This is a genomic window from Streptomyces palmae, assembly GCF_004684805.1.
GTDB classification, from domain to species: domain Bacteria; phylum Actinomycetota; class Actinomycetes; order Streptomycetales; family Streptomycetaceae; genus Streptomyces; species Streptomyces palmae.
The window spans coordinates 1-23367 of sequence record NZ_SRID01000038.1; the positions used below are offsets into that span (position 1 = coordinate 1).

General features: G+C 72.6%; 20 protein-coding genes. 4 read left to right on the forward strand and 16 right to left on the reverse strand.

Annotated elements, in window-relative coordinates:
• Positions 1-96: 96 nt before the first annotated feature.
• Entirely contained in the window at positions 97-840 is a 744-nt protein-coding gene (locus E4099_RS06725; RefSeq protein ID WP_135338018.1) for an ABC transporter permease, read from the reverse strand.
• Positions 840-1502, reverse strand: a complete 663-nt coding sequence (locus tag E4099_RS06730) for an ABC transporter permease (RefSeq protein WP_135338037.1) — start codon at positions 1500-1502, stop codon at positions 840-842. Before E4099_RS06730 ends, E4099_RS06725 begins: the two co-directional genes overlap by 1 nt.
• A 132-nt stretch (positions 1503-1634) precedes the next feature.
• On the opposite strand from E4099_RS06730, the gene E4099_RS06735 reads away from it, so the two are divergent.
• Positions 1635-2798, forward strand: coding sequence for an ABC transporter ATP-binding protein (locus E4099_RS06735; protein WP_135338019.1), 1164 nt, complete (start codon positions 1635-1637; stop codon positions 2796-2798).
• Positions 2799-3114: 316 nt separating this feature from the next.
• Here the strand turns inward: E4099_RS06735 and E4099_RS06740 are convergent, their stop codons facing one another.
• The 6 genes from E4099_RS06740 to E4099_RS06765 all read right to left on the reverse strand — a co-directional run bounded on the left by E4099_RS06740 (position 3115) and on the right by E4099_RS06765 (position 8352).
• Positions 3115-3609, reverse strand: coding sequence for a DUF3180 domain-containing protein (locus E4099_RS06740; RefSeq protein ID WP_135338020.1), 495 nt, complete (start codon positions 3607-3609; stop codon positions 3115-3117).
• A gap of 77 nt (positions 3610-3686) precedes the next feature.
• The gene (gene folK, locus E4099_RS06745) at positions 3687-4280 is read right to left on the reverse strand and encodes a 2-amino-4-hydroxy-6-hydroxymethyldihydropteridine diphosphokinase (protein WP_135338021.1); all 594 of its coding nucleotides are present in this window, start codon (positions 4278-4280) and stop codon (positions 3687-3689) included.
• On the reverse strand, positions 4277-4636 hold the full coding sequence (gene folB / locus E4099_RS06750) for a dihydroneopterin aldolase (RefSeq protein WP_245244643.1): 360 nt from the start codon (positions 4634-4636) through the stop codon (positions 4277-4279). Before folB ends, folK begins: the two co-directional genes overlap by 4 nt.
• Before the next feature lie 452 nt (positions 4637-5088).
• Positions 5089-5595 (reverse strand): nuclear transport factor 2 family protein, encoded by a 507-nt coding sequence (locus E4099_RS06755; RefSeq protein ID WP_135338023.1) that lies wholly within the window; start codon positions 5593-5595, stop codon positions 5089-5091.
• Entirely contained in the window at positions 5592-6452 is an 861-nt protein-coding gene (gene folP / locus E4099_RS06760) for a dihydropteroate synthase (protein ID WP_135338024.1), read from the reverse strand. The genes E4099_RS06755 and folP overlap by 4 nt, the downstream gene beginning before the upstream one ends.
• 52 nt (positions 6453-6504) lie before the next feature.
• Entirely contained in the window at positions 6505-8352 is a 1848-nt protein-coding gene (locus tag E4099_RS06765; protein ID WP_209446540.1) for a phosphatidylglycerol lysyltransferase domain-containing protein, read from the reverse strand.
• Positions 8353-8496: 144 nt separating this feature from the next.
• On the opposite strand from E4099_RS06765, the gene E4099_RS06770 reads away from it, so the two are divergent.
• A complete protein-coding gene (locus tag E4099_RS06770; protein ID WP_135338025.1) occupies positions 8497-9630 on the forward strand; it encodes an alpha/beta hydrolase in 1134 nt (377 codons plus the stop codon).
• A gap of 209 nt (positions 9631-9839) precedes the next feature.
• Here the strand turns inward: E4099_RS06770 and folE are convergent, their stop codons facing one another.
• From folE to dacB, 6 genes are all read right to left on the reverse strand, one after another.
• The gene (gene folE / locus E4099_RS06780; RefSeq protein WP_135338026.1) at positions 9840-10445 is read right to left on the reverse strand and encodes a GTP cyclohydrolase I FolE; all 606 of its coding nucleotides are present in this window, start codon (positions 10443-10445) and stop codon (positions 9840-9842) included.
• Positions 10446-10547: 102 nt separating this feature from the next.
• Positions 10548-12599 carry an ATP-dependent zinc metalloprotease FtsH gene (gene ftsH / locus E4099_RS06785; RefSeq protein ID WP_135338027.1) on the reverse strand — a complete coding sequence of 684 codons (2052 nt, stop codon included), beginning with the start codon at positions 12597-12599 and terminating at the stop codon, positions 10548-10550.
• A gap of 280 nt (positions 12600-12879) precedes the next feature.
• Positions 12880-13419: a hypoxanthine phosphoribosyltransferase gene (gene hpt / locus E4099_RS06790; protein ID WP_135338039.1), complete on the reverse strand. Its 540-nt coding sequence runs from the start codon at positions 13417-13419 to the stop codon at positions 12880-12882.
• A 60-nt stretch (positions 13420-13479) separates the two neighbouring features.
• Positions 13480-14628 carry a tRNA lysidine(34) synthetase TilS gene (gene tilS / locus E4099_RS06795; protein ID WP_135338028.1) on the reverse strand — a complete coding sequence of 383 codons (1149 nt, stop codon included), beginning with the start codon at positions 14626-14628 and terminating at the stop codon, positions 13480-13482.
• 198 nt (positions 14629-14826) lie between these two features.
• Positions 14827-15942: a zinc-dependent metalloprotease gene (locus E4099_RS06800; protein WP_135338029.1), complete on the reverse strand. Its 1116-nt coding sequence runs from the start codon at positions 15940-15942 to the stop codon at positions 14827-14829.
• Between the two features lie 141 nt (positions 15943-16083).
• Complete coding sequence (gene dacB / locus E4099_RS06805; RefSeq protein WP_135338030.1) at positions 16084-17586, reverse strand: D-alanyl-D-alanine carboxypeptidase/D-alanyl-D-alanine endopeptidase; 1503 nt, start codon at positions 17584-17586, stop codon at positions 16084-16086.
• 86 nt (positions 17587-17672) lie between these two features.
• Here dacB and E4099_RS06810 point away from each other — a divergent pair, with 86 nt between their 5' ends.
• Complete coding sequence (locus E4099_RS06810; protein ID WP_135338031.1) at positions 17673-18167, forward strand: inorganic diphosphatase; 495 nt, start codon at positions 17673-17675, stop codon at positions 18165-18167.
• A 474-nt stretch (positions 18168-18641) separates the two neighbouring features.
• On the opposite strand, the gene E4099_RS06815 is transcribed toward E4099_RS06810, so the two are convergent.
• Positions 18642-20330 (reverse strand): threonine/serine exporter family protein, encoded by a 1689-nt coding sequence (locus tag E4099_RS06815; protein WP_135338032.1) that lies wholly within the window; start codon positions 20328-20330, stop codon positions 18642-18644.
• A gap of 297 nt (positions 20331-20627) precedes the next feature.
• Positions 20628-21332, reverse strand: coding sequence for a DedA family protein (locus E4099_RS06820; protein WP_209446541.1), 705 nt, complete (start codon positions 21330-21332; stop codon positions 20628-20630).
• 433 nt (positions 21333-21765) lie between these two features.
• On the opposite strand from E4099_RS06820, the gene gad reads away from it, so the two are divergent.
• A complete protein-coding gene (gad, locus tag E4099_RS06825; RefSeq protein ID WP_135338033.1) occupies positions 21766-23178 on the forward strand; it encodes a glutamate decarboxylase in 1413 nt (470 codons plus the stop codon).
• The last annotated feature ends 189 nt before the right edge of the window (positions 23179-23367 follow it).

Sequence of the window (23367 nt, forward strand, 5' to 3'; positions counted from 1 at the left end):
GGGTGGGATCGGATCGGGGACAAGGGATCGGGGGACATCAGTTCGTCACGGGGCCAACGCCCGGGCCGGGGTGCCGGGTCGGCGCGCGGGTGGCCCTCAGGCGGGGGCGCCGTCGGCCGCCGGGGGCGCGGATACCGGCTCCCGGCCGCCCGGCTCCCTCGTACGGTCCTGGCCGCGGCGCCGCCGCATCGGGTCCAGCAGCCGCTCCAGCACCACCAGCACGCCCTCCACCAGCAGCGCGAGCAGGGCCACCAGAACGGCCCCGGCGACCACTTGGGGGGTGTCGGTGAGCCGGAACCCGGCGGTGATGATCCGGCCGAGGCCGCCGCCGCCCGGCAGCGCGGCCAGCGTCGCGGTGGCCACCACCTGCACCGCGGCCGTCCGTACGCCCGTCATCAGCAGGGGGAAGGCCAGCGGCAGCTCGACCCGGCCGATCAGCTGGCCGCCCGTCATCCCCATGCCGCGGGCCGCCTCCACCACCTCCCGGTCCACCTCGCGCATCCCGACATAGGCGTTGGTGAGCAGCGGCGGGATGGCGAACAGCACCAGGGCCAGGATGGTCGGCAGGTCCCCGTACCGGCCCAGTGGACTGAGCAGCAGCAGGACCAGCACCGCGAAGGTGGGCACCGCGCGGCCCGCGTTGGAGAGGTTGACGGCCAGCACCCCGCCCTTGCCGATGTGCCCCAGCAGCACCGCGATCGGCAGCGCCACCAGGCAGGCCAGGCCCAGCGACACGGACGTCAGATACAGGTGCTGGGCCAACCGGTGCCACACCCCCGCCTCGCCGGACCAGTGCGCACCGGTGGTCAGCCAGCTCCAGGTCTCACCGATGACGCCCATCAGGCCGCCCTCCGCCGCTTCCGGGTCCAGGGCGTCAGCAGTCTCTGCAGACCCAGCAGCAGCAGGTCGGCCACGATCGCCAGCGCCACGCACAGCACCGAGGCGGTGAACACCTCCGCCTTGAAGAAGGTGTGCATGCCGTCGTAAATGAGATTGCCCAGTCCGCCGTATCCGATGATGGCGCCGACCGTGGTGAGGGAAACGGTGGACACGGTGGTGATCCGCAGACCCGCCATCAGGGCCGGCAGCGCCATGGGGAGTTCCACCGCGAACAGCATGCGGACCGATCCGTATCCCATACCCCGGGCGGCCTCCCGGACCTCCTCGGGAACCGAGGCCAGACCGGCGAGGATGTTGCGGACCAGGACGGTCAGCGAATACAGCACCAGTCCGGTGATCACCACCGAGACCGAGATCCCGAACACGGGCAGCAGCAGCGAGAACATCGCCAGTGACGGCACCGTGTACAGAATGGTGGTCAGACTCAGTACCGGGCCGGCCACGATGGGCCAGCGGCGTGCCAGCAGCGCCAGCGGAAAGGCCACCAGCAGACCGATGGCGACCGAGGCGAGCACAATGCCCACGTGCTGGAGCGTGGCATCCGTCAGCTCCTGACTGCGGGTCCGGACATATTCGCCGCAGAACCACTCATTGGCGACCATGCAGTTCTCTCGCGCCACTGACACACCTCCCCGTCAATTCCCGCTGACCCTATCCCCGGCTGATGAAGTTCTCGTCCGATCAGCACACAACAGCAACAATGTCCGCCGGGAATACGGCCACAATGGGGAGCCATGATCCGTTTCGAGCACGTCACCAAGCGCTACCCGGACGGCACGACCGCGGTGGACGATCTGTCCTTCGAGGTCGCGGAGGGCGAGTTGGTCACCCTCGTCGGGCCCTCCGGCTGCGGCAAGACCACCACCATGAAGATGGTGAACCGTCTGATCGAGCCGACCAGCGGTCAGATCCTGCTGGGCGGCGAGGACATCGCCGCGGTCGACCCGGTGCGCCTGCGCCGCCGGATCGGATACGTCATCCAGCAGGTGGGACTGTTCCCGCACAAGACGGTGCTGGAGAACACCGCCACCGTTCCGCATCTGCTGGGCTGGGACCGGAAGCGGGCCCGCGACCGGGCCGCCGAACTCCTGGACCTGGTCGGACTCGACCCCTCAGTGTACGGCCGGCGCTATCCGGACCAGCTCTCCGGCGGGCAGCGGCAGCGGGTCGGGGTGGCCCGAGCGCTCGCCGCCGACCCGCCCGTCCTCCTGATGGACGAACCGTTCGGGGCGGTCGACCCGGTGGTGCGGGAGCATCTGCAGACCGAGTTCCTGCGGCTCCAGTCCCAGGTGCGCAAGACGGTGCTGTTCGTCACCCATGACATCGAGGAGGCGGTCCGGCTCGGCGACCGGATGGCGGTCTACGGGGCCGGGCGCATCGAGCAGTTCGACACCCCGGCGACGGTGCTGGGCGCGCCCGCGACCCCGTACGTGGCCGACTTCGTGGGCGCCGACCGGGGGCTCAAGCGGCTCTCCGTCACCCCCATCGAGCCCGCCGACCTGGAGCAGCCGCCGGTCGTCCACCTGGACGACCCGCTGCCCGAGGCCGCCGCCCGGCTGGCGGCCGAGGAGGCCCGCTGGGCGGTGGTCCTCGACGACGGAGACCGGCTGCACGGCTGGATCGCGATCCCCGAGGACGGGGTGGCGCGGGACGGCGGCTCGGTGCGCGACCTGGCCCGCCGGATGGACGCCTGGCTGCCGGTCGGGGCACCGCTGAAGCAGGCCTTCAGCACGATGCTCCAGCATGACGCGGGCTGGATCGCGGTCCTGGACGGCGAACGCTTCCTGGGCGTCCTCACCCCGGCGGGGCTGCACGAGGCGCTACGGCGATCCATCAGCGCGGACAGCAACGCGGTGCCCCGCGAGGGGGTCACCCTGGACTCGGTCTCGGGGGCGTAGCGGGCCGGGTGCCCGGGCGGACACCTTCGGCACGGGAGGCCCGGGTCCGAAAGGACGCGGAGGGATGCCGGGGCAGGTCACTCGGGCGAGGGATCCGTACCGGACATCCCGCGGGCCTCGCGGGTCGGTGCCGGTGCGGACCGCCTCGGAGTGGGACGCCCGGCCGGACCTCCCGGAAACGCGAGCGGTCGGTGCCCGGCCGGACCGCCTCGCCGCGAGGGGCCCGGGGCCCGGGGCCCGACACCCCGGGTGCGCGACCGGACGGCGCCCCAGCGGATCGCCCCGCCGTGGCAGGCCCCGCCGGACGGCAGGGCCTCTAGGCCCTGGTGGCGCGGATGCCGCCCTGCTTGTCGTCGTCGTCCTCGGGCAGGCGGCACACCCGCTCCAGGAAGAACGCCGCGGCCACCACCGCGGCGCCCGCCACCACCGAGGCACCCGCGTAGATCGTCTGGTCGCGGCGGGCCGGCACGTCCATGTAGGTCATCAGCAGGAAGACCCCCACCCCGCCGTAGAGTCCGGAGATCAGCGCCGAGACCAGGGCGCTGGCGTGCCCGAAAACCACCGCGCGGGCGGCCAGCAGCGGGTCGACGCCCTTGGCTCCCGGGCGGCGCTCACGCTGGGCCCGCAGCCGGCCGCGCAGCGAGAACGCGGTGACGGCCAGCGCGGCCGCGATGAACGCCAGCACGATGGGCGCGGCCAGCGGCACCGAAGGCAGGACGCCGAAGGTGTCCCAGAGCCGGGCGCCCGCCCACGACACCACCCCGGCCGCGGCGAACAGCCCGACCAGCACCCCGATCCGAAGTTGGCTCACCGCGCGGTCGCCCCTCACTTTGCAGCACCGCGGCCTCGCGGCACGCGGTTCGTTCATCGGTACACCGAGGGCAACGCCTACTCGGGCAGTCGCAGTTCCAGGTCCGCACGGGGAGTGACGCCCTCGCGGCCGACCTCGTCCAGCAGCCCGGCCACCGCACCCCGCCCCGGAACCTCGGCCTCCGGGTCCACGTCGTGCCACGGGACCAGCACGAAGGCCCGCTCATGGGCGCGCGGGTGGGGCAGCGTGAGCTCGGCGTCCTCCATCACCACACCCTGGTAGGACACGATGTCCACGTCCAGGGTGCGCGGCCCCCAGCGCTCGTCCCGCACCCGCTCGAACGCCTCTTCTATGGCGTGCCCGCGCTCCAGCAGGGAACTCGGCGGCAGGGTGGTCTTGATCAGCACCACCGCGTTGAAGTACGAGGACTGGGTGCCCGGCGCCACGCCCCACGGCTCGGTCTCGTAGACCGGGGAGACCCGCTTGACCCGCAGGCCCGGGGTGTCCTCCAGGGCGTCGATCGCGCCCTGCAGGGTCTCCAGCCGGTTGCCCAGGTTGCTGCCCAGGGAGATCACGGCCCACTTGGGGTTGCTCAGGGTCACGTCCGCCGCGTCCACCTGGCGCACCACCGAGGCGGGGACGGGCTGCACGGTCGGGTCGCTGCTGCTCATACTCGGCTCCGGGTGATGGTGATGGACACGTCGTCGAAGGGCACGGTGATGGGGGCGTCCGGCTTGTGGACGACCACCTCCACCTCCCGCACCGCCTCGTGTTTCAGGCATCGCTCGGCGATCCGCTCGGCCAGGGTCTCGATCAGGTCGACCGGCTCGCCCCGCACCACCTCGACCACCTCCTCGGCCACCACTCCGTAGTGGACGGTCTTGGTCAGGTCGTCGCCGGCCGCCGCGGGTCGGGAGTCCAGGCTCAGCACCAGGTCGACCACGAAGGTCTGGCCCTGCTCGCGCTCGTGCGCGAAAACCCCGTGGTACCCGCGCGCCCTGAGGCCGCGCAGCGTGACACGATCCACCCGAATCACTCCTGCTGGTCGTCGGTGCGCGGGAGCGCGACGGTCGGATCGCGCCCCGTGCTCCCGCTGCCCCCGGTGGGGGCTGGCCCAGTCGAATCTACCTGCGAGCACCGACAGCACTCGCGCACGGGGCTGCCACGGGCACGTCACCACCCGGACGGGAACGGTCTCGGCCAGAGCCACCGAGACCCCGCGCCCATGTCCCCTACCCGGTCCTCGTACGGCTCGAACAGCGAAGCGCCCGGCGGTGGCCGTCCGCCCGCGAGTCGTTCGTCACACCCCTCCGGAACGCCCGTACACCGCGGGCCGGTCCGGTCTCGCCCGCCTGTCCCACGGTCACCGTCCGTCACCGGGAGGGCCCCGGAGCGGCAGGCGGCCGCCGGTCGGCAGCGCGGCAGGAGGTCGGCGAGGCGGCAGCCGGTCGGCGTATCGGCAGGCGGGCCGCCGGGGCGTCAGCCCAGCAGACCCAGGCCGCCCTCGTCGGGGCCCTCCGTGTCGTCCGGGCCCTCCGCACCCTCCGCGCCCTCCGCGCCCTCCTCAGCTTCCTCGGCCAGCACCGGTGACGCGTGGTGCGACCACAGCCGCCAACCCTCCGCGGTCCGCCGGAACACATTGGTGGCCACCACCCGCTGCCCCACCAGCGGCCCCAGCTCGCCGTCCTCGTCCGCGGGACCGCCGCTGAGGATGTTCTCGGTGCAGGTCACCAGGGCGGCGTCGGCCGACACGGCCACCTCGACATCGGTCAGGAAGAACTGGATGTACTCGGTGTTCGCCATGATCAGCGCGTAGGAGCGCAGCACGTCACCGCGGCCGCGCAGCACCGGCCAGCCGGGGTGCACACAGCTGACGTCGCCCTCCAGCCAGAGCCGTTCCAGGGTGCTCTGGTCGCCCTGCTCCATCGCCTCGTAGAGCGCGGTGTTCGCCAGCTCCACCAGCTCGGCGTCGGTGGGTGCGGTCACGCCGCTCCCTCGACGGCGCGGGCCACCCGGACCGCGTCGGCGCTGGCCGCCACCTCGTGCACCCGCACCGCCCAGGCACCCTCCCGGGCCGCCAGCGCGGAGACCGCCGCGGTGGCCGCGTCCCGCTGCCGGGCCGGCGGCGGGCTGCCGTCCGGACCGGCCAGCACCCGCCCCAGGAAGCGCTTCCGGGAGGCCGCCACCAGGACCGGCAGACCCAGGGCGTGCAGCTGGTCCAGATGGGCTACGAGCGCCAGGTCGTGCTCGGCCTCCTTGGCGAAGCCCAGGCCCGGGTCGATCACGATCCGGTCCGGGGCGATCCCGCCGGCCACCGCCCGGTCCAGGGACTCCCGCAGCTCGGCGACGACCTCGCCGACCACGTCCCGGTAGACGGCCCGGCTGGTCATGTCGATCGACTGACCGCGCCAGTGCATCACCACGAACGGCACCCCGGCCGCCGCCACCATCGGCACCATCGCCGGGTCGGCCAGGCCCCCGCTCACATCGTTGACCAGGGCCGCGCCGGCCTCCACGGCCCGCTCGGCCACCGAGGCGCGCATGGTGTCCACGCTCACCACGGCACCGGCCGCGGCCAGCTCGCGGACCACCGGGATCACCCGGCGCAGCTCCTCGGCCTCGTCGACCCGGGTGGCACCCGGACGGGTGGACTCACCGCCCACGTCCACCAGGTCGGCCCCGGCGGCCATCAGGTCCCTGCCGTGCTTGACGGCCAGTTCGGCGCTGAACCACTGCCCGCCGTCGGAGAAGGAGTCCGGCGTGACGTTCACCACGCCCATCACCGCGCAGCGGTCCCATCGCGGCAGACCGACCGGGCCAAGGGGGCGTCGCAACGTACTCATACACCAAGCCTAGGCCGCGACCGGGGGCACGGGCTGATCCGGGGGCACCGGCTCACGCCACGCGCTCCTCGCGCCTGCGCACCCGTCCGCCGGAGGGCGGCTGCTGCCGGCCCGACGGGGGAGCGGCCGGGCGGCGGCGCGGCGACCGGGGCAGCGCCAGCGAGAGGAAGCCCTCCGCCTGCATCGCCGCCAGGCCGATCCGCGGCAGGTCGCGGTTGTTGCGGAAGACCACGAAGCGCGGCTCCCAGCGCGGCTGGAACTTCGCGTTGAACTTGTACAGCGACTCGATCTGGAACCACCGGGACAGGAACACCAGCAGCCCGCGCCAGCCGCGCAGCACCGGGCCGGCCCCGAGCCGCTCGCCGCGGGCCAGGGCCGAGCGGAACATCGCGAAGTTCAGCGAGACCCGCTCCACCCCGACCTCGCCGGCGGCCTGCAAGGTGGCGACGATCAGCAGCTCGTTCATGCCCGGGTCGGCCCCGCGGTCGCGGCGCATCAGCTCCAGCGAGATGCCGTCCGGGCCCCAGGGGACGAAGTGCTGCATGGCCCGCAGGTCGCCGAACGGGCCCGGCTGCTCGCCGTCCTCGGGCGCCCGGTGCGCGGTGGCGATCACCGCGTCCCCGTCCTTGTCCGAGTCGATCCGGCCCAGCGCCATGGAGAAGCCGCGCTCGGTCTCGGTGTCCCGCCAGGCGTTCGCGGCCCGCTGGATGACCTCCAGCTCCTCGGGGTCCAGGTCGCGCACCCGCCGCACCCGGGTCTGGTACCCGTTGCGTTCGATGCGCTTCACCATCTGCCGGACGTTGCGCATCGACCGGCCGGACAGGGTGAAGTCCGCCACGTCCACGATCGCCTCGTCGCCCAGCTCCAGCGCGCCCAGGCCGGTCTCCCGGGTCCACACGTGCCCGCCGGTCTCGCTGCAGCCCATCACCGCGGGGGTCCAGGAGTGGGTACGGGCCTCCTCCATGAAGCGCTCGATGGCGCCCGGCCAGGCCTCCACGTCGCCGATCGGGTCACCGCTGGCCAGCATCACCCCGGAGACCACCCGGTAGCAGACGGCGGCCTTGCCGGTCGGCGAGAACACCACGCCCTTGTCGTCGCGGAGCGCGAAATAGCCGAGCGAGTCCCGGCCACCGTGCCGGTCGAGCAGCTCCCGCAGCCGCCGCTCGTCGTCCTCGGTGAGCCGGGCCACCGGATGGGCCGGGCGGAAGGCCAGGTAGGCGGTGGTGGCGACGGTCAGCAGCCCCAGGCCGCCGAGCGAGTAGCCGACCGTGTAGTCCACGCCGCCGGTGTAGTCGACCGGGCCCTCGAAACCGAACAGGCCCCACAGCACGTGCTCCAGCTGCTCCTCGACGGAGGGGGAGCCCACCATCGGGCCGGGGTGGACGGCCACGATCAGCCAGCCCAGGGCCAGGCTGACCCCGCCCAGCACCACGAAGTTGGCCACCGCCTTCCAGCGGCTGCGCGGGTCCGGCAGGGCGAAGAACTCCGCCCGGCGCCGTAGCAGCAGGGCGAGCAGCAGCAGCGAGAGCACGGCACCGCCGGGCGAGTGCCGGTAGAGCAGCTGCCCCGCCACGCCGACCGGCAGCAGGCCCACCGCGGCCGCCCAGGCCCGGCGCTTCCGGCGCTTGAGCCCGTGGGCCAGCATCAGCAGCAGCAGGCCGACCACGATGGAGGCGGCGGCGGCCAGCGAGCTGATGGCGCCGGGCAGCACCTCGGCCAGCGTGTGGAAGCGGCTCCCCCGGAAGCGGGGGAAGATGCCCGAGGCGACGTCCAGCAACCCGATCAGCGTGCACGCCGTACCGACCACCACGGGGGTGGCCTCCGGCCGCGGTCCGCGCAGCAGGCGGCGCATTCGGGGGGGAACCACCTCGAATGATTCGCCCTCTTGCTTTTCAGACATGTCGCTTTCCCGTCGCCCCCGTCGAGGATCCGTGCCCATGGACGTCGTGCCTGGACGATTTGCGCCTTCCTAGACGGCATACGGGGGTATGGGGTTCCATCGCGCGGCATGCCGGATGTGCGACCGCCCGACAGAGAGATTGTGATGGGTCTTACCGCCACCAGGACCGTGATGCTGGCCGTGGCCGTGGCGGTGCTCCTGTTCGCCGCGACCATATGGCTCTGGCCGAAGCTCGCGCGCCGCACCGTGCCCGCCGTGCTGGGCCGGGTGGGGGCCCTGCTCCTGACCCAGGTCTCCGTCTTCGCCGCGGTGGGCCTGTACGCCAACCAGTCCTTCGGCTTCTACGGGTCCTGGGGCGACCTGTTCGGCACCGAGACCGCGCCCGGTGTGGTGATCGACCACGACGCGGCCGGCGGCCGGCAGGTGCGGGTCGTCGGCACCCACCGGGTGAAGGTGCCGGGCAGCGCGAAGCCCGAGGTGGCGGGCCGTATCGAGAAGGTGGCCATCCAGGGCCCGCGGTCCCGCATCGCCAGTACCGCGTACGTCTACCTGCCCCCGGAGTACTTCCGGCCCGAGTTCGCCCGGCGCGACTTCCCGGCGGCCCTGGTGCTCACCGGCTACCCGGGCACCACCGAGGCCCTGACGTACGGCCTGAAGTATCCGCAGACCGCGCACCGGCTGGTACGGGAGGGGCGGATGAAGCCCACCGTGCTGGTGATGATGCGGCCCACCGTGGCCCCGCCGCGGGACACCGAGTGCATGGACGTGCCGCACGGGCCGCAGACCGAGACCTTCTTCACCCAGGACGTGACGCGTGCCGTCAGCCGGCACTACCGGGTCGGCGACAAGGCCCGGAACTGGGCCGTGATGGGGAACTCCACCGGCGGATACTGCGCGCTGAAGATGGCGATGCGCCACCCCGAGAGCTTCTCCGTGGGCGTGGGGCTCTCGCCGTTCTACAAGGCTCCCCAGGACCCCACCACCGGCGACCTCTTCGGCGGCTCCGCCAGGGTGCGCCGGGAGAACGACCTGATGTGGCGGCTGGACCACAAGCCCGCGCCGCCCGTCTCGCTGCTGGTGACCAGCAGCGAGCACGGCGAGAAGAACTACCGGGACACCATGAGGTTCATCGGCAAGGCGAAGCGGCTCAACGCCCGGGGCGAGCCGACCCGGATCTCCTCGATGATCCTCGACACCGGCGGGCACAACTTCAACACCTGGCGGCGCGAGATACCCGGCTGCCTGGAGTGGCTCTCCGGGCGCCTGCGCTCCGACTGACGCGCGTCGGCGCCTGCCGGCTCCGGATGTGTCGGTACGTCGGTGGGGCCCGGCACCCGGCGGCCCCGAAGGCCCGAACTCAGCGATTGGCGGCCCCGAAGGCCCCGACTGCCTCAGCGAGCCCGGCGGCCCCGAAGGCCCCGGCTGCGTCAGCAGGCCCGCCCCGCCTCCGGCAGGAGGAGCGCGCCGGATACGTCGGTGGGGCCGGGTCAGCGGCCGATGATCAGGCTCATCGCCTCGGAGCGGGAGGCGGGATCACGCAGCTGCCCGCGCACCGCCGAGGTGATCGTCTTGGCCCCCGGCTTCCGTATACCGCGCATCGACATGCACATGTGCTCGCACTCCACCACCACGATCACGCCGCGCGGCTCCAGGATCCGCACCAGTGACTCGGCGATCTGCGTGGTGAGCCGCTCCTGCACCTGCGGGCGGCGGGCGTAGACGTCCACCAGCCGGGCCAGCTTGGACAGACCGGTGATCTTGCCGTCCTGGGACGGGATGTACCCCACGTGCGCCACCCCGTGGAAGGGCACCAGGTGGTGCTCGCAGGTGCTGTACACCTCGATGTCCTTGACCAGCACCATCTCGTCGTGGCCCAGGTCGAAGGTGGTGGTCAGCACGTCCTCCGGCTCCTGCCAGAGTCCGGCGAAGATCTCCGCGTACGCCCGGGCCACCCGGGCCGGCGTCTCCCGCAGGCCCTCGCGGTCCGGGTCCTCGCCGACCGCGAGCAACAGCTCCCGGACCGCGCTCTCGGCCCGCTTCTCGTCGAACACGCCGATGGGGCCCGCGCCGTCCAGCGTCACCGGGTCGGTCATGGAAGTGCCTCGTTCCTCGTGCCTACACATGCTGAATGCCGCGTCACCAGGCTAAAACCTGGCTGACGCGGCATTCATTCCGGGGCCGTGACGGCGGGGCCGTCAGCTCTCGGTGGTGCCGGACTCCTCCGGGTGCTCGGCGCCGCCGCCGGCCGGGGCGTCCTCCGGAGTGCCGGTCTTGGTCAGCGGGGTGCCGGCCGACTGCACACCGTTGGTCAGCGCCAGCTCACGCGGCGAGGAGACCGGCGGACGGGTGGAGGGGGTCCGCCGCGAGGAGCCGGTCCACGCCGGGCGGGCCGGGCGCTTGACGATCGGGGCGAAGATCTCGGCGATCTCCTCCTTGTTGAGCGTCTCCTTCTCCAGCAGCGCCAGGACCAGGTTGTCCAGCACGTCGCGGTTCTCGACCAGAATCTCCCAGGCCTCGTTGTGCGCGGCCTCGATGAGCTTCTTGACCTCCTCGTCGACCAGCGCGGCGACCTCCTCGGAGTAGTCGCGCTGGTGGGCCATCTCACGGCCCAGGAACGGCTCGGAGTTGTCGGAGCCGAACTTGATCGCGCCCAGCCGCTCGGTCATGCCGTACTGGGTGACCATGGCGCGGGCGGTCGCGGTCGCCTTCTCGATGTCGTTGGAGGCACCGGTGGTCGGGTCGTGGAAGACCAGTTCCTCGGCCGCCCGGCCGCCCATCATGTAGGCGAGCTGGTCCAGCATCTCGTTGCGGGTGGTGGAGTACTTGTCCTCGTCCGGCAGGACCATGGTGTAGCCCAGGGCCCGGCCGCGGGACAGGATGGTCACCTTGTGCACCGGGTCGCTGTTCGGGGAGGCCGCCGCGACCAGGGCGTGACCGCCCTCGTGGTACGCGGTGATCTTCTTCTCCTTGTCGCTCATGATCCGGGTCCGCTTCTGCGGTCCGGCCACGACACGGTCGATCGCCTCGTCCAGGAAGTGGTTGTCGATCAGCTTCTTGTCGCTGCGGGCGGTCAGCAGGGCCGCCTCGTTCAGCACGTTCGACAGATCGGCACCGGTGAAGCCGGGGGTGCGCCGGGCGACGGCCGTCAGGTCCACGTCCGGGGCGACCGGCTTGCCCTTCTGGTGCACCTTGAGGATCTCCAGGCGGCCCTGCATGTCCGGGCGGTCCACGGCGATCTGCCGGTCGAAGCGGCCGGGGCGCAGCAGCGCCGGGTCCAGGATGTCCGGGCGGTTGGTGGCGGCGATCAGGATGACGCCGCCCTTGACGTCGAAGCCGTCCATCTCGACCAGCAGCTGGTTCAGCGTCTGCTCGCGCTCGTCGTGGCCGCCGCCCATGCCGGCGCCGCGGTGGCGGCCGACCGCGTCGATCTCGTCGACGAAGACGATGGCCGGGGCGTTCGCCTTGGCCTGCTCGAACAGGTCGCGGACTCGGGAGGCACCGACACCGACGAACATCTCGACGAAGTCGGAACCGGAGATCGAGTAGAACGGCACGCCCGCCTCGCCCGCGACGGCGCGCGCGAGCAGCGTCTTGCCGGTACCGGGCGGGCCGTACAGCAGCACGCCCTTGGGGATCTTGGCGCCGACGGCCTGGAACTTGGCCGGCTCCTGGAGGAACTCCTTGATCTCCTGGAGCTCCTCGACGGCCTCGTCCGCGCCGGCCACGTCGGCGAAGGTGGTCTTCGGGGTGTCCTTGGTGATCAGCTTGGCCTTCGACTTCCCGAAGTTCATCACCCGGGAGCCGCCGCCCTGCATCTGGTTCATCAGGAACAGGAAGACGACGACGATCAGTACGAAGGGAAGCAGCGAGAGCAGGATGCCCACGAAGGGGTTCTGCTTCGACGTCGAGACGTTGTAGCCGTCGGTGATGCCACCGGGCTTCTCGGCGTGCTTCTGGAGGGTGCCGGCGATCTGGACGCCCTGGTCACCGATGTAAGTGGCCTGCAGCTTGGTGCTGCCCTCGATCTTGGCCACGCCGTCCTTCAGGGTGACCTTGATCTTGTGATCATCGCCGGTCGTCAGCTCGGCGGACTTGACCTGGTTCTGGTTGATCGCCTTGACGACCTGGCTGGTGTCCACCGACTTGTAGCCGCCGCCGGAGCCGACGACCTGCATCAACACGACCACGGCGAGGACGGCCAGCACGATCCACATGACCGGCCCACGGAAGTAGCGCTTCACGTCCATCCATACGGGGCGGAACCGCCCCGTCCCTCCTGCCACAGTGAGGCACGGCAACCTTCTCGATCACTACGATGGTCGCCTGTGCGTGCGGTGTATTGCTTTGGCGTTGCTTTGGCCCTTAACAGCCTGCCTTGAAAAGGCCGACCTTCGGACGGTACCCCAGCATTGTCACCCGACGCCGCTGTACAGGGTCAACAAAACCGTCCTCCCCTGCTCCAACGGCGGAAACCCCGGTGAGGTTCCCGCCGGGCGCAGGACGGGCTCAGGACGGCTCAGGACGGGCTCAGCCGCCGTAGACGTGCGGAGCCAGGGTGCCCACGAAGGGCAGGTTGCGGTACTTCTCGGAGTAGTCCAGGCCGTAGCCGACGACGAACTCGTTGGGGATGTCGAAGCCGACCCAGGTGACGTCGATGGCCACCTTCGCCGCCTCCGGCTTGCGCAGCAGCGTGCACACCTTGAGCGAGGCGGGCTCGCGGGAACCGAGGTTGGACAGCAGCCAGGACAGCGTCAGGCCGGAGTCGATGATGTCCTCGACGATCAGGACGTGCCGGCCCTTGATGTCGGTGTCCAGGTCCTTGAGGATGCGCACCACACCGGAGGACTGGGTGCCCGCGCCGTACGAGGACACGGCCATCCAGTCCATGGTGACCGGGGTGGACAGCGCCCGGGCCAGGTCCGCCATCACCATCACGGCACCCTTGAGGACCCCGACGATCAGCAGGTCCTTGCCCGCGTACTCCGTGTCGATCTCCGCGGCCAGCTCGGCCAGCTTCGCGTCGATCTCTTCCTTGGTGATCAGGACCGACTTGAGGTCGGTGCCCATGTCCTTCGCGTCCACCCGTGCCACTCTCGTTTGTCTGCCGGCTTGTCGGCTCGGGCGGATTCAGCCCTGCCGGATGACCAGTCTGCCACCCTGCCGGCGAACCTCGACCCGGCCGGGCAGGTTGATGGCCCGCTGCCCGCGCCAACCGGTGATCAGCCGGTCCACTTCCTCGATGTGCCGGGCGAACAGCGAACCGGCCGGCGCGCCCGCCGCGATGGCCGCGCGGCGCAGCACCCGGCGGCGGACGGCGGGCGGCAGCGCGTACAGCGCAGTGACGTCCAGCACGGTGCCGCCCTCGCTGTCCGCGGCGCGCACCTCGGTCTCGGCGCGGGCCGCCCAGGCGTCCAGCGCGTCGGCGTCGTCACGGGAGAGCTGGGCGGTGCGGGCCAGCGCCTCGACCACGCCCTTGCCCAGCGCCTTCTCCAGCACCGGCAGGGCCTCGTGGCGGACTCGGGAGCGGGTGTAGGCCGGGTCGGTGTTGTGCGGGTCGTCCCAGACCGGGAGCGACTGGGCCAGGCAGGCGCGGCGGGCGGTCTGCCGGTCGAGTTGGAGGAAGGGCCGGCGGTAGCGGCCCCGGGTGCCGGAGACCTGGGCCATGCCGGACAGCGAGCGGGTGCCGGAGCCGCGGGCCAGGCCCAGCAGAACCGTCTCCGCCTGGTCGTCGCGGGTGTGCCCGAGGAGCACGGCGGCGGCGCCGTGGCGCTCGGCGGCGGCGTCCAGGGCGGCGTACCGGGCGTCCCGGGCGGCGGCCTCGGGGCCTCCCACGGCCCGCTTCCCGGCGCCCGCGGGGAACGCCTTCCCGGCGCCGGCGGGGGACGCCTCGCCCACCTCGGGGGCGGTGTGCGCGGGGCGCACCGGGTGGCCCACGGTCACGGCGATGGACTCGACCGGGTCGAGTCCGAGCATGCGAAGGCGGTCGACGACCTCGGCGGCGCGTACATCGGAGCCGGCCTGGAGGCCGTGGTCGACGGTGACGGCGCCGGCGCGGATGCCGAGTTTGGGGGCTTCGAAGGCGAGGGCGGAGGCCAGGGCCATGGAGTCGGCGCCGCCCGAGCAGGCGACCAGCACCAGGGGGCCCGGCGCGGGGGGACTCGCCGGACCGCGGGCGGCGGCCGGGGCGGGCTGCGTCACGGGGTGGTCGATCAGGATGTCGTGCAGGACGCGGCGGACCGCCAGGCGTATCGCGGCGACCGCAGGATGGGGACCCATGTCCGTATCCCATCTGTCTGTCGAGGGGCTGCCTCGGAGGGGGGTGCCTCGGGGGGCCGTACAAGCTTCTCGTCACGCTGAGTACGTCGATGGTGACAGAAGTGTGCTGTTACCCGAGCATCGCACGCCTACCCGTCCGCCACGGTCCCTCAGACGGGTGATTACGGGGGCGTTCACCTGCCACAGAGTGTGCCGGGCTTACGACTCTGGCGTACCGTGCACCCGCGCGACCCAGTCGGCGGGTTTGCTGATCTCCGCCTTGGTCGGCAGTGTGTTCGGCGAGGTCCACACGCGGTTGAAACCGTCCATGCCGACCTGCTTCACCACCGCCCGTACGAACCGCTCACCGTCACGGTACTGGCGCAGCTTGGCGTCCAGACCGAGCAGTCGGCGCAGGGCCTGGTCCAGGCGGCCCGCACCGCTCGCCCGGCGCTTTTGGAACTTCTCCCGGATCTCCGCCACCGAGGGCACCACCGCCGGCCCCACCCCGTCCATCACGAAGTCCGCGTGGCCTTCGAGCAGCGACATCACGGCGGTGAGCCGGGCCAGGATCTGCCGTTGGGCGGGGGTCTGCACCAGCTCCACGATGCTCCGGCCGCGCTCCTCGCCCTCCGGCCGGCCGCCGGTCACCGACTGGAACGCCTCGCGGAGGCGCTCCAGCAGGGTGGCCGGGTCCACCTCGGTCTCGCCCAGGAATGCCTGGATCTCCGATTCGAGGTGGGCGCGCAGCCAGGGCACGGCGGTGAACTGGGTGCGGTGGGTCTCCTCGTGCAGGCACACCCACAGCCGGAAGTCGTGCGGGTGCACGTCCAGCTCGCGCTCCACGTGCACGATGTTCGGGGCCACCAGCAGCAGCCGGCCGCCGACCGCGGCGCCGGTGGGCAGGTCCCGGGCCGCCGGGGCGAAGGTCTCGTACTGGCCCAGCACCCGGGACGCCAGGAAGGACAGCAGCATGCCCAGCTCCACGCCGGTCACCTTGCCGCCGACCGTCCCCAGCACCGCCCCGCCGGGCCCGCGCCGCTCTTCCATCTTGGCCAGCAGCGGGCGCAGGATCTCCCGGAAGCCGGCCACGTTCGCCGACACCCAGCCCGGCCGGTCCACCACCAGGACCGGGGTGTCGGCGGCCGCACCGGCCGGGGCCATCCTGGTGAAGGCGCGCACATGCTCCTCGGCGGACCCGGCGTGCCGGCGCAGCTCGGCGACGACGGCGCGCGCCTCCTCGCGGCTCACCTCCGGCCCCGGTCGCACCAGGCGGGTCGCGGTCGCCACCGCGAGATTCCAGTCGACCATCTCGGCACCACCGATGCTCGTCATGGCTTCACGGTACCCAGGCGCTCCTCGGGAAGCGCAGTACGTTTCGGCTGCGGGCCGACGGTGGCCGGCCGCGCGGTTCTCCCCCGGCCTTCGTCGGGGACCCCCAAGCGCACCGCACGGGAACGAGACGGGCGAGACGGGTCAGCGGCAACCGCAGTTGGCCACCGTGGAGGCCAGCCGGTCCAGCGCGTGCTGGGCACCCGCCGGGTCGGTGGTGCCGGTGGTCATGAACGCGAAGACCAGCAGTCGGCCATCGGCGTCCACCACCGTGCCGGCCAGCGAGTTCACCCCGGTCAGGGTGCCGGTCTTGGCCCGCACCACGCCGCGGCCCACGCCGTCCTCGGCGTACCGGCCGCGCAGGGTGCCGGTGAAGCCGGCCACCGGCAGGCCGGTGATCAGCGGGCGGAGCTCCGGGTGGTCCGGGGAGGCCGCCCGGACCAGCACCTGGGCGAGCAGCGCGGCGGGCACCCGGTCGGCGCGGTCCAGCCCGCTGCCGTCCGCGATCCGCACGCCCTTCAGCGGCAGCCCCAGCGCCTTCAGCCGGGCGGTGACCGCGCGGCCGCCGCCGGCGAAGTCGGCGGGTCGGCGCGCGGCGATCGCGGTCTGCCGCAGCAGCGCCTCCCCCAGGTCGTTGTCGCTGGCCGTGAGCATCCGCTCGACCAGCGCGGACAGCGGCTGGGAGTGCACCGCGGCCAGCTCCTTGGCGCCGCGGCCGGCCTTGGCCCGGCGCGGCTCGCCCTTGACCTCCACCCCCCGGTCGCGCAGCAGCTTGGCGAAGGCGCGGGCCGCGTCGCCGGCCGGGTCGTCCGAGCGGGGCGCGGGGCCGCGGTCGCTCTTGTCCAGCCGGCCCTCGTCGACCATCAGCGGGGTGACCGGCGAGAGGTTCTCGTTGGGGCCGATGGGGTGCCGCTCGGAGCCGCTGTAGAGCGAGGTGTCATAGCCCAGGGAGACCCGGCGCACGCCGGAGCGCTTGAGCGCGCTCGCCGTACCGTCGGCCAGTTCCCGCAGGCTGGCGGGGTGGTCGGGGCCGTGCACCGGGCGGGCGGTCAGGGTCGGGTCGCCGCCGCCGACCAGCACCACCCGGTCGTGGCCGGCGCTGACCACCCGGGTGGTCAGCCGGTACCCGCTGCCGCGCGCGGAGAGCACGGCCGCCCCGGTGGCCAGTTTGATCACGGAGGCGGGGACGGCGGCCCGGTCCGCGTCGACGCCGTAGACCTGGCGGCCGCTGTCGGCGTCCACCACCGAGACGGTGCGGACATCGCCCAGCGCACCGTCCTCCAGCAGCGGCTCCAGGGCGTCCGCGAGCCCGGTCCCGGTGGGCGGCGGTACGGCCTCCTCGCCGGACCCCGGGGTGGTCACGGTGCCAGGGGCGCCGAGGGCGGCCAGCACCGGGGCCGCGCTGGGCGGCGTCGCGGTCCCCGGACGGCTGGTGCCGCCGGCGGGCCGCTCCGCTGCGGCGCGGTCGCGTTCGGCCGTACGCTGGCCGGAGTCCCATGGACCGGCCGCGACCACCGACGCGGTCGCGACCGCCAGGCCGGTCACGGTCGAGACCGCGGCCAGCCGCCAGGTCCCGCGTTCGGCCGCACTGGCCTGCCGCCACCGGTTCAGCCACCACCTGACCTGCCACGATCTGGCCTCAGGCACCTTCGACCAGCCCCTTTCGCCACCACACACCTGCGTGGGGGACACTTAATCACCAGACGTATGTGTTGATCATGGAGGAGCCTCCCGTGGAGTTCGACGTCACCATCGAGATTCCGAAGGGTTCGCGGAACAAGTACGAGGTGGATCACGAGACGGGCCGCATCCGCCTTGACCGTCGACTCTTCACTTCGACCAGCTACCCGGCCGACTACGGCTTCGTCGAGAACACCCTGGGTGAGGACGGTGACCCGCTGGACGCGCTGGTCATCCTCGACGAACCGACCTTCCCGGGCTGCCTGATCACGTGCCGGGCGATCGGCATGTTCCGGATGACGGACGAGGCCGGCGGCGACGACAAGCTGCTGTGCGTGCCGGCGTCCGACCCGCGGGTGGAGCACCTGCGTGACATCCACCACGTGTCCGAGTTCGACCGCCTGGAGATCCAGCACTTCTTCGAGGTCTACAAGGACCTGGAGCCGGGCAAGTCCGTCGAGGGCGCCAACTGGGTGGGCCGCGCCGAGGCCGAGGCCGAGATCGAGGCCTCCTTCAAGCGTCTGGAAGCGGCCGGCGGCGCGCACTGACCGTACGGCGGCACACGGCCGCCACCGGGCATCGGCGCCGGGCCACCGCACCGCGCGTACGGCGCTGAACGCACGGTGCGCGGCCCGCGGCGGCCGGCCTCCCCGCGGGGAGGTGCGCCCGCGCGGCCGAGCCGAAGGTTCCCCCTGGGGCGGGGCATCCATCCGGGTGCCCCGCCCCGGTCGCGTTCCGGGGTCCCGAGGGCCGGCGGGCCCGGGATCCGCCGCGAGACGGAGCCACGGCCGCGGAAAGCCCCCCGGCACGGCGCCGTCGTCCGGCGCTCCGGCTCCCAGGCCCCTTCGCACCCGCCGCGCGACGGGGGTACGGCGCACAACCGTCGGCACGCGACTCTGGCCCCTCCACACCCGCCGCATGACCGAGGTACGGCGCGCGACCGCCGGCCCGGCGACGTCGACCCGCGCTCCGGCCCGCCCCCAGGCCCCTCCGCACCCGCCGCGCGTCCGAGGTGCGGCGGTTCAGAAGCCGCGGGTGCGCTTGGCGGCGCGGCGGGCGGTCGCGGCACGGCCCGGCACCCGCATGACCAGCCGCGCCACCTCGCCACCCAGGTTCACCCCGATGGCGATGGCCAGGGCCAGCGCCGCCGCCTGGGTCAGATGGGCGATACCGCGGTCCAGCTCGTCCTTGGCGAGCGAGAGCAGCCCGAAGTAGGTGGCGCTACCGGGTAGCAGCGGCCCGATCGCCGCCGTCACGTACGGCAGCGCGGAGGCGTGCCGGTAGCGGGCCAGCAGCTGCCCGAAGAGGCCGACCAGGCCGGCGGCGACCGCGGTGGCGGGGACGGCGGGGACCCCCGCGGTGTCGTGCAGCGCTCCGTAGACCACCCAGGCGACACCGCCGTTGAGGGTGGCGTACAGCACGGTGTGGCGCTCCTGCTGGAGCAGCAGGCTGAAGGCGAGCGCCAGCACCATCGCCGAGATGGTCTGGATCACCGGCCGCTCCACGTGCCGCAGCGTCGCCTCCGGATTGAGCTTGGCGCCCAGTTGCAGCCCGCCGTACAGCACGGTCAGCACACCGGTGACGATGCCGACGATCAGATAGCCCACTTCCAGCAGGCGTGCGGAGGCGGTGATGTAGAAGCCGGTGAGACCGTCCTGTACGCCCGCGACCAGGGCCCGTCCGGGGATCAGCGCGAACAGCCCACCGGTGATCACCGCGGAGGCCTGGAGGCCGGCGTGCGCCAGGCTCAGCACCACGCCCATCGCGGCCGGGGGCATCGCCGCCACCACGAACTGGTAGAACTCCGGCAGCCCGCGCCCGGAGGCCAGCCAGGCCAGCCGGTCGCCCAGCATCGCGCCGGCCGCCGCCGCGAAGAACACCGGCCAGTCACCGCCGACCAGGGTGCTCGCCGCCCCGGCCAGCACACCGGCGGCCAGGGTCAGCGCCCAGCCCGGGTACGGGTGGCGGTTGCGGCGGATCTCGGCGAGCCGCCGGTAGGCCTCCTCCAGCGTCAGGTCCTGCGAGGTGATGTCGTGCACCAGCTGGAAGACGGCGGACAGGCGGGTGTAGTCGGTGCCGCGGCGGCGTACCGTGCGGCTGGCGGTCACCGGGTCGTCCACCAGCGAGGGCTGGTACGAGACCGAGAGCAGGGTGAAGGTCACGGTCGGCTCGCAGCGGTCCAGCCCGTAGGCGTGCGCCACACCGAACATCGCGGCCTCGACGTCCTCGGCGCCCTCACCGCCCGCCAGCAGCAGTTCGCCGATGCGCAGCGTCAGGTCCAGCACGCGCGGCACCGCGGGGCCGGTCTCGTCGGTCTTCCCGGGGCGCTCCGGCGCGGGCCGCTCCCCGATCGGCATCCGCAGCATGGCCCGCATCCGGTCCTGCCAGGGCCCCTCGGCGGCACCGGCGCCGCGCAGCGCCGGGATGCCGTGCGCCGGGGTGAAGGCGGGGATCTGGCCCGTGGTCTCCGTGCTGGTGACCACGCCGGGCGGGGTCACGAAGGCGGAGGCTCCCTGCGGAGGCTCGTGCGCCGGCTCGGCCAGCCCCTCGGGCACCGCGAACTCGGAGGTCGGATGGTCCTCCTCGGGCACCGGTGGCAGCGGTACGCCCAGGGGCGGGGTGAACGCACTGCGCGCCTCGTCCGACTGCGGCTTGCGATCTTCCGGATTGTTCGGTTCCGGTGCGCCCGCACCGCGCTGCCGATCCGCCACCGTCGCTCCTTGGCCGCCTCCGTCCTGTCACAGCCACCATGCACGATCGAGGCCCGCGATGCCCAGCCCCTCCGGCGTACGGAGCCCGTGGCCGCGGTCACGGCACCGGCGCCTCGCCGAGAGGTCCGGCGCGACCGGATCCGCATGGCTGACCCCCGCCTGCCCGCCTTCCCCGCCGCGAAACCCGGGCGGGGAACAAGCGTGCGTCGGACGGCCGCCCGCCACCTGGCCGACGGATCCCCGGGCGCCCTGGCCGGCCGGTCCGCCGGGAACCCCGGTGGCGCCCTGGGAGAGCCGTCAGCGCTTGGCGTGCCGTCCGCGGGAGACCGGGGCCTGCGGGGCGACCGCACCGTCCGGCACGGAGCCGGCGGGGCCGGCCTTCTTCGCCTTGGAGCGGGCGCGCAGGTACTCGATCACGATCGGGAGCACCGAGAGCGCCACGATGCCGATCAGCATCGCCTCGATGTTGTCGCGGACCACGGCGCTCTTGCCCAGCCAGGACCCGAGCAGGGTCACCCCCGCGCCCCACAGCACGCCGCCGAGCACGTTGAAGATCAGGAAGGAGCGGTAGTTCATCCGGCTCACGCCGGCGATGATCGGCGTGAAGGTGCGTACCACCGGCACGAAGCGCGCCAGGACCAGCGACTTGGGCCCGTACTTCTCGAAGAACTCGTGCGCCTTCTCCACGTTCTCCTGCTTGAAGAGCTTGGAGTCCGGGCGGTTGAACAGCGCGGGGCCGACCTTCCGGCCGAAGAGGTAGCCCACCTGGTCGCCGATGATCGCGGCGGCCACGATACCCAGCACCATCAGCCACAGCGGTTGCGACATCGTGCCGCTGGTGATGAGCAGGCCGGTGGTGAACAGCAGCGCGTCACCCGGCAGGAAGAAGCCGATGAGCAGGCCGGACTCGGCGAACACGATCGCCATCACACCGAGCGGGCCGAACGTGTCAATGAGCTGGTTCGGCTCCAGCCAGCTGGGTCCGAGGGCGAGAGTGGTCACGGGTGACAGGCTCCTGGGTCGAGGGTGCAGGCTCGTGCGAGGCCCGGCCGCAGGCGAGTGGGTGGAGGTGGTCGGGGCACCCCCGGCGGCCGCCGGGAGGTGCCTCCGCCTCCACGCTAGCCGGGCGGGCGGACCAGGGCACTGAGGATTTCCGCAGCTTATGGGTGGGGCGGACGGCCGCCCCACCCGCGCTCTGGGTCGCCCGGACACCCGCTCCGGCGGGCGACGGCTGGTGGAGGCAGGGGTACCTCCCAGTGGTAGCCGGGAGGAGGACTTTCGCCCAAAACTACAACGCCGCCGACCGCACCACAGTTCCAGTCCCCCGCCGTACGCCGACCGCACCCACTCGCACCCGCCACCGGGTGACCAGGTGGCGGGCATACCGCACAACAAGGGCGACATGCCCGTATTGTCGCGGCAAAGGAGGTGCCGTATGCCACTCCACCAGGGCAGCAGTGCGCCGGCGCAGCCGCGCGGCGCGGCGGTCAACCCCTTCTACGGGGTGGCTGACCCGGCGAGCGGCATGGAGGCCGCGCCGCCCCGGCACCGGCTGCCGGACGGCCCGATGGCGCCCTCCGCCGCCTACCAGTACGTACACGACGAGCTGATGCTGGACGGCAACGCCCGCCTCAACCTGGCCACCTTCGTCACCACCTGGATGGAGGCCGAGGCGGCGACGCTGATGAGCGACTGCCGCGACAAGAACATGATCGACAAGGACGAGTACCCGCGCACCGCCGAACTTGAGCGGCGCTGCGTGGCGATGCTCGCCGACCTCTGGCACGCGCCCCTCCCGGAGAACGCCGTCGGCTGCTCCACCACCGGGTCCAGCGAGGCGTGCATGCTCGCCGGCCTCGCGCTCAAGCGGCGCTGGGCACTCCGCAACCGCGACCGCTATCCGGCCACCGCCCGGCCCAACCTGGTGATGGGCGTCAACGTCCAGGTCTGCTGGGACAAGTTCTGCAACTTCTGGGAGGTCGAGGCGCGGCAGGTGCCGATGGAGGGCGACCGCTTCCACCTCGATCCCCAGGCCGCCGCCGAGCTCTGCGACGAGAACACCATCGGCGTGGTCGCGGTGCTCGGCTCCACCTTCGACGGCTCCTACGAACCGGTCGCCGAACTCTGCGCCGCCCTGGACACGCTGCAGGAGCGCACCGGTCTGGACGTCCCGGTCCATGTGGACGGCGCCTCCGGCGCGATGATCGCGCCCTTCCTCGACCCCGAGCTGGTGTGGGACTTCCGGCTGCCCCGGGTCGGCTCCATCAACACCTCGGGGCACAAGTACGGCCTGGTCTACCCGGGCGTGGGCTGGGCCCTGTGGCGCTCGGCGGAGGCACTGCCCGAGGAACTCGTCTTCCGGGTCAACTACCTGGGCGGCGACATGCCCACCTTCGCCCTCAACTTCTCCCGCCCCGGCGCCCAGGTGGCGGCCCAGTACTACACCTTCCTGCGGCTGGGCCGGGACGGATTCCGGGCCGTGCAGCAGTCCACCCGCGATGTGGCGCGCACCCTCGCCGAACGGGTGGAGTCCATGGGCGACTTCCGACTGCTGACCCGCGGCGACCAGCTACCGGTCTTCGCCTTCACCACCGCCGAGGGCGTCACCGCCTTCGATGTCTTCGACGTGTCCCGGCGCTTGCGGGAGGCGGGCTGGCTGGTGCCCGCCTACACCTTCCCGCCGCACCGCGAGGACCTGGCGGTGCTCCGGGTGGTCTGCCGCAACGGGTTCACCAGCGACCTGGGCGAGCTGTTCCTCGACGACCTCACCCGGCTGATGCCGGACCTCCGCCGCCAGTCGGGCCCCCTCCACGGCCCCACCTCCGCCGCCACCGCCTTCCACCACTGACCCCCTGCCGGGCGGGACGGCGTCCCTACGGGGCGGGCGTCCCTGGCGGGTGGCGGTTGTCCCCGCGAGGCCGCCCAGCGCCCCGCGGGGCGGCCCGTGCGGTGAGTCCTGGCGGTCGAACGGGCCCGCGGGTACGTCAAGCGGGGGCTCGTCGACACAGCAGGCCTGGGCGGCCCTACGCGCCCTCGG

Excerpts from the sequence above, each read along its gene's own strand:
- E4099_RS06725 (WP_135338018.1), bottom strand. The coding sequence starts at position 840 with ATGGGCGTCATCGGTGAGACCTGGAGCTGGCTGACCACCGGTGCGCAC.
- E4099_RS06730 (WP_135338037.1), bottom strand. The coding sequence starts at position 1,502 with ATGGTCGCCAATGAGTGGTTCTGCGGCGAATATGTCCGGACCCGCAGT.
- E4099_RS06735 (WP_135338019.1), top strand. The coding sequence starts at position 1,635 with ATGATCCGTTTCGAGCACGTCACCAAGCGCTACCCGGACGGCACGACC.
- folK (WP_135338021.1), bottom strand. The coding sequence starts at position 4,280 with ATGAGCAGCAGCGACCCGACCGTGCAGCCCGTCCCCGCCTCGGTGGTG.
- folP (WP_135338024.1), bottom strand. The coding sequence starts at position 6,452 with ATGAGTACGTTGCGACGCCCCCTTGGCCCGGTCGGTCTGCCGCGATGG.
- E4099_RS06765 (WP_209446540.1), bottom strand. The coding sequence starts at position 8,352 with ATGTCTGAAAAGCAAGAGGGCGAATCATTCGAGGTGGTTCCCCCCCGA.
- E4099_RS06770 (WP_135338025.1), top strand. The coding sequence starts at position 8,497 with ATGGGTCTTACCGCCACCAGGACCGTGATGCTGGCCGTGGCCGTGGCG.
- folE (WP_135338026.1), bottom strand. The coding sequence starts at position 10,445 with ATGACCGACCCGGTGACGCTGGACGGCGCGGGCCCCATCGGCGTGTTC.
- ftsH (WP_135338027.1), bottom strand. The coding sequence starts at position 12,599 with ATGGACGTGAAGCGCTACTTCCGTGGGCCGGTCATGTGGATCGTGCTG.
- hpt (WP_135338039.1), bottom strand. The coding sequence starts at position 13,419 with ATGGGCACCGACCTCAAGTCGGTCCTGATCACCAAGGAAGAGATCGAC.
- tilS (WP_135338028.1), bottom strand. The coding sequence starts at position 14,628 with ATGGGTCCCCATCCTGCGGTCGCCGCGATACGCCTGGCGGTCCGCCGC.
- E4099_RS06800 (WP_135338029.1), bottom strand. The coding sequence starts at position 15,942 with ATGACGAGCATCGGTGGTGCCGAGATGGTCGACTGGAATCTCGCGGTG.
- gad (WP_135338033.1), top strand. The coding sequence starts at position 21,766 with ATGCCACTCCACCAGGGCAGCAGTGCGCCGGCGCAGCCGCGCGGCGCG.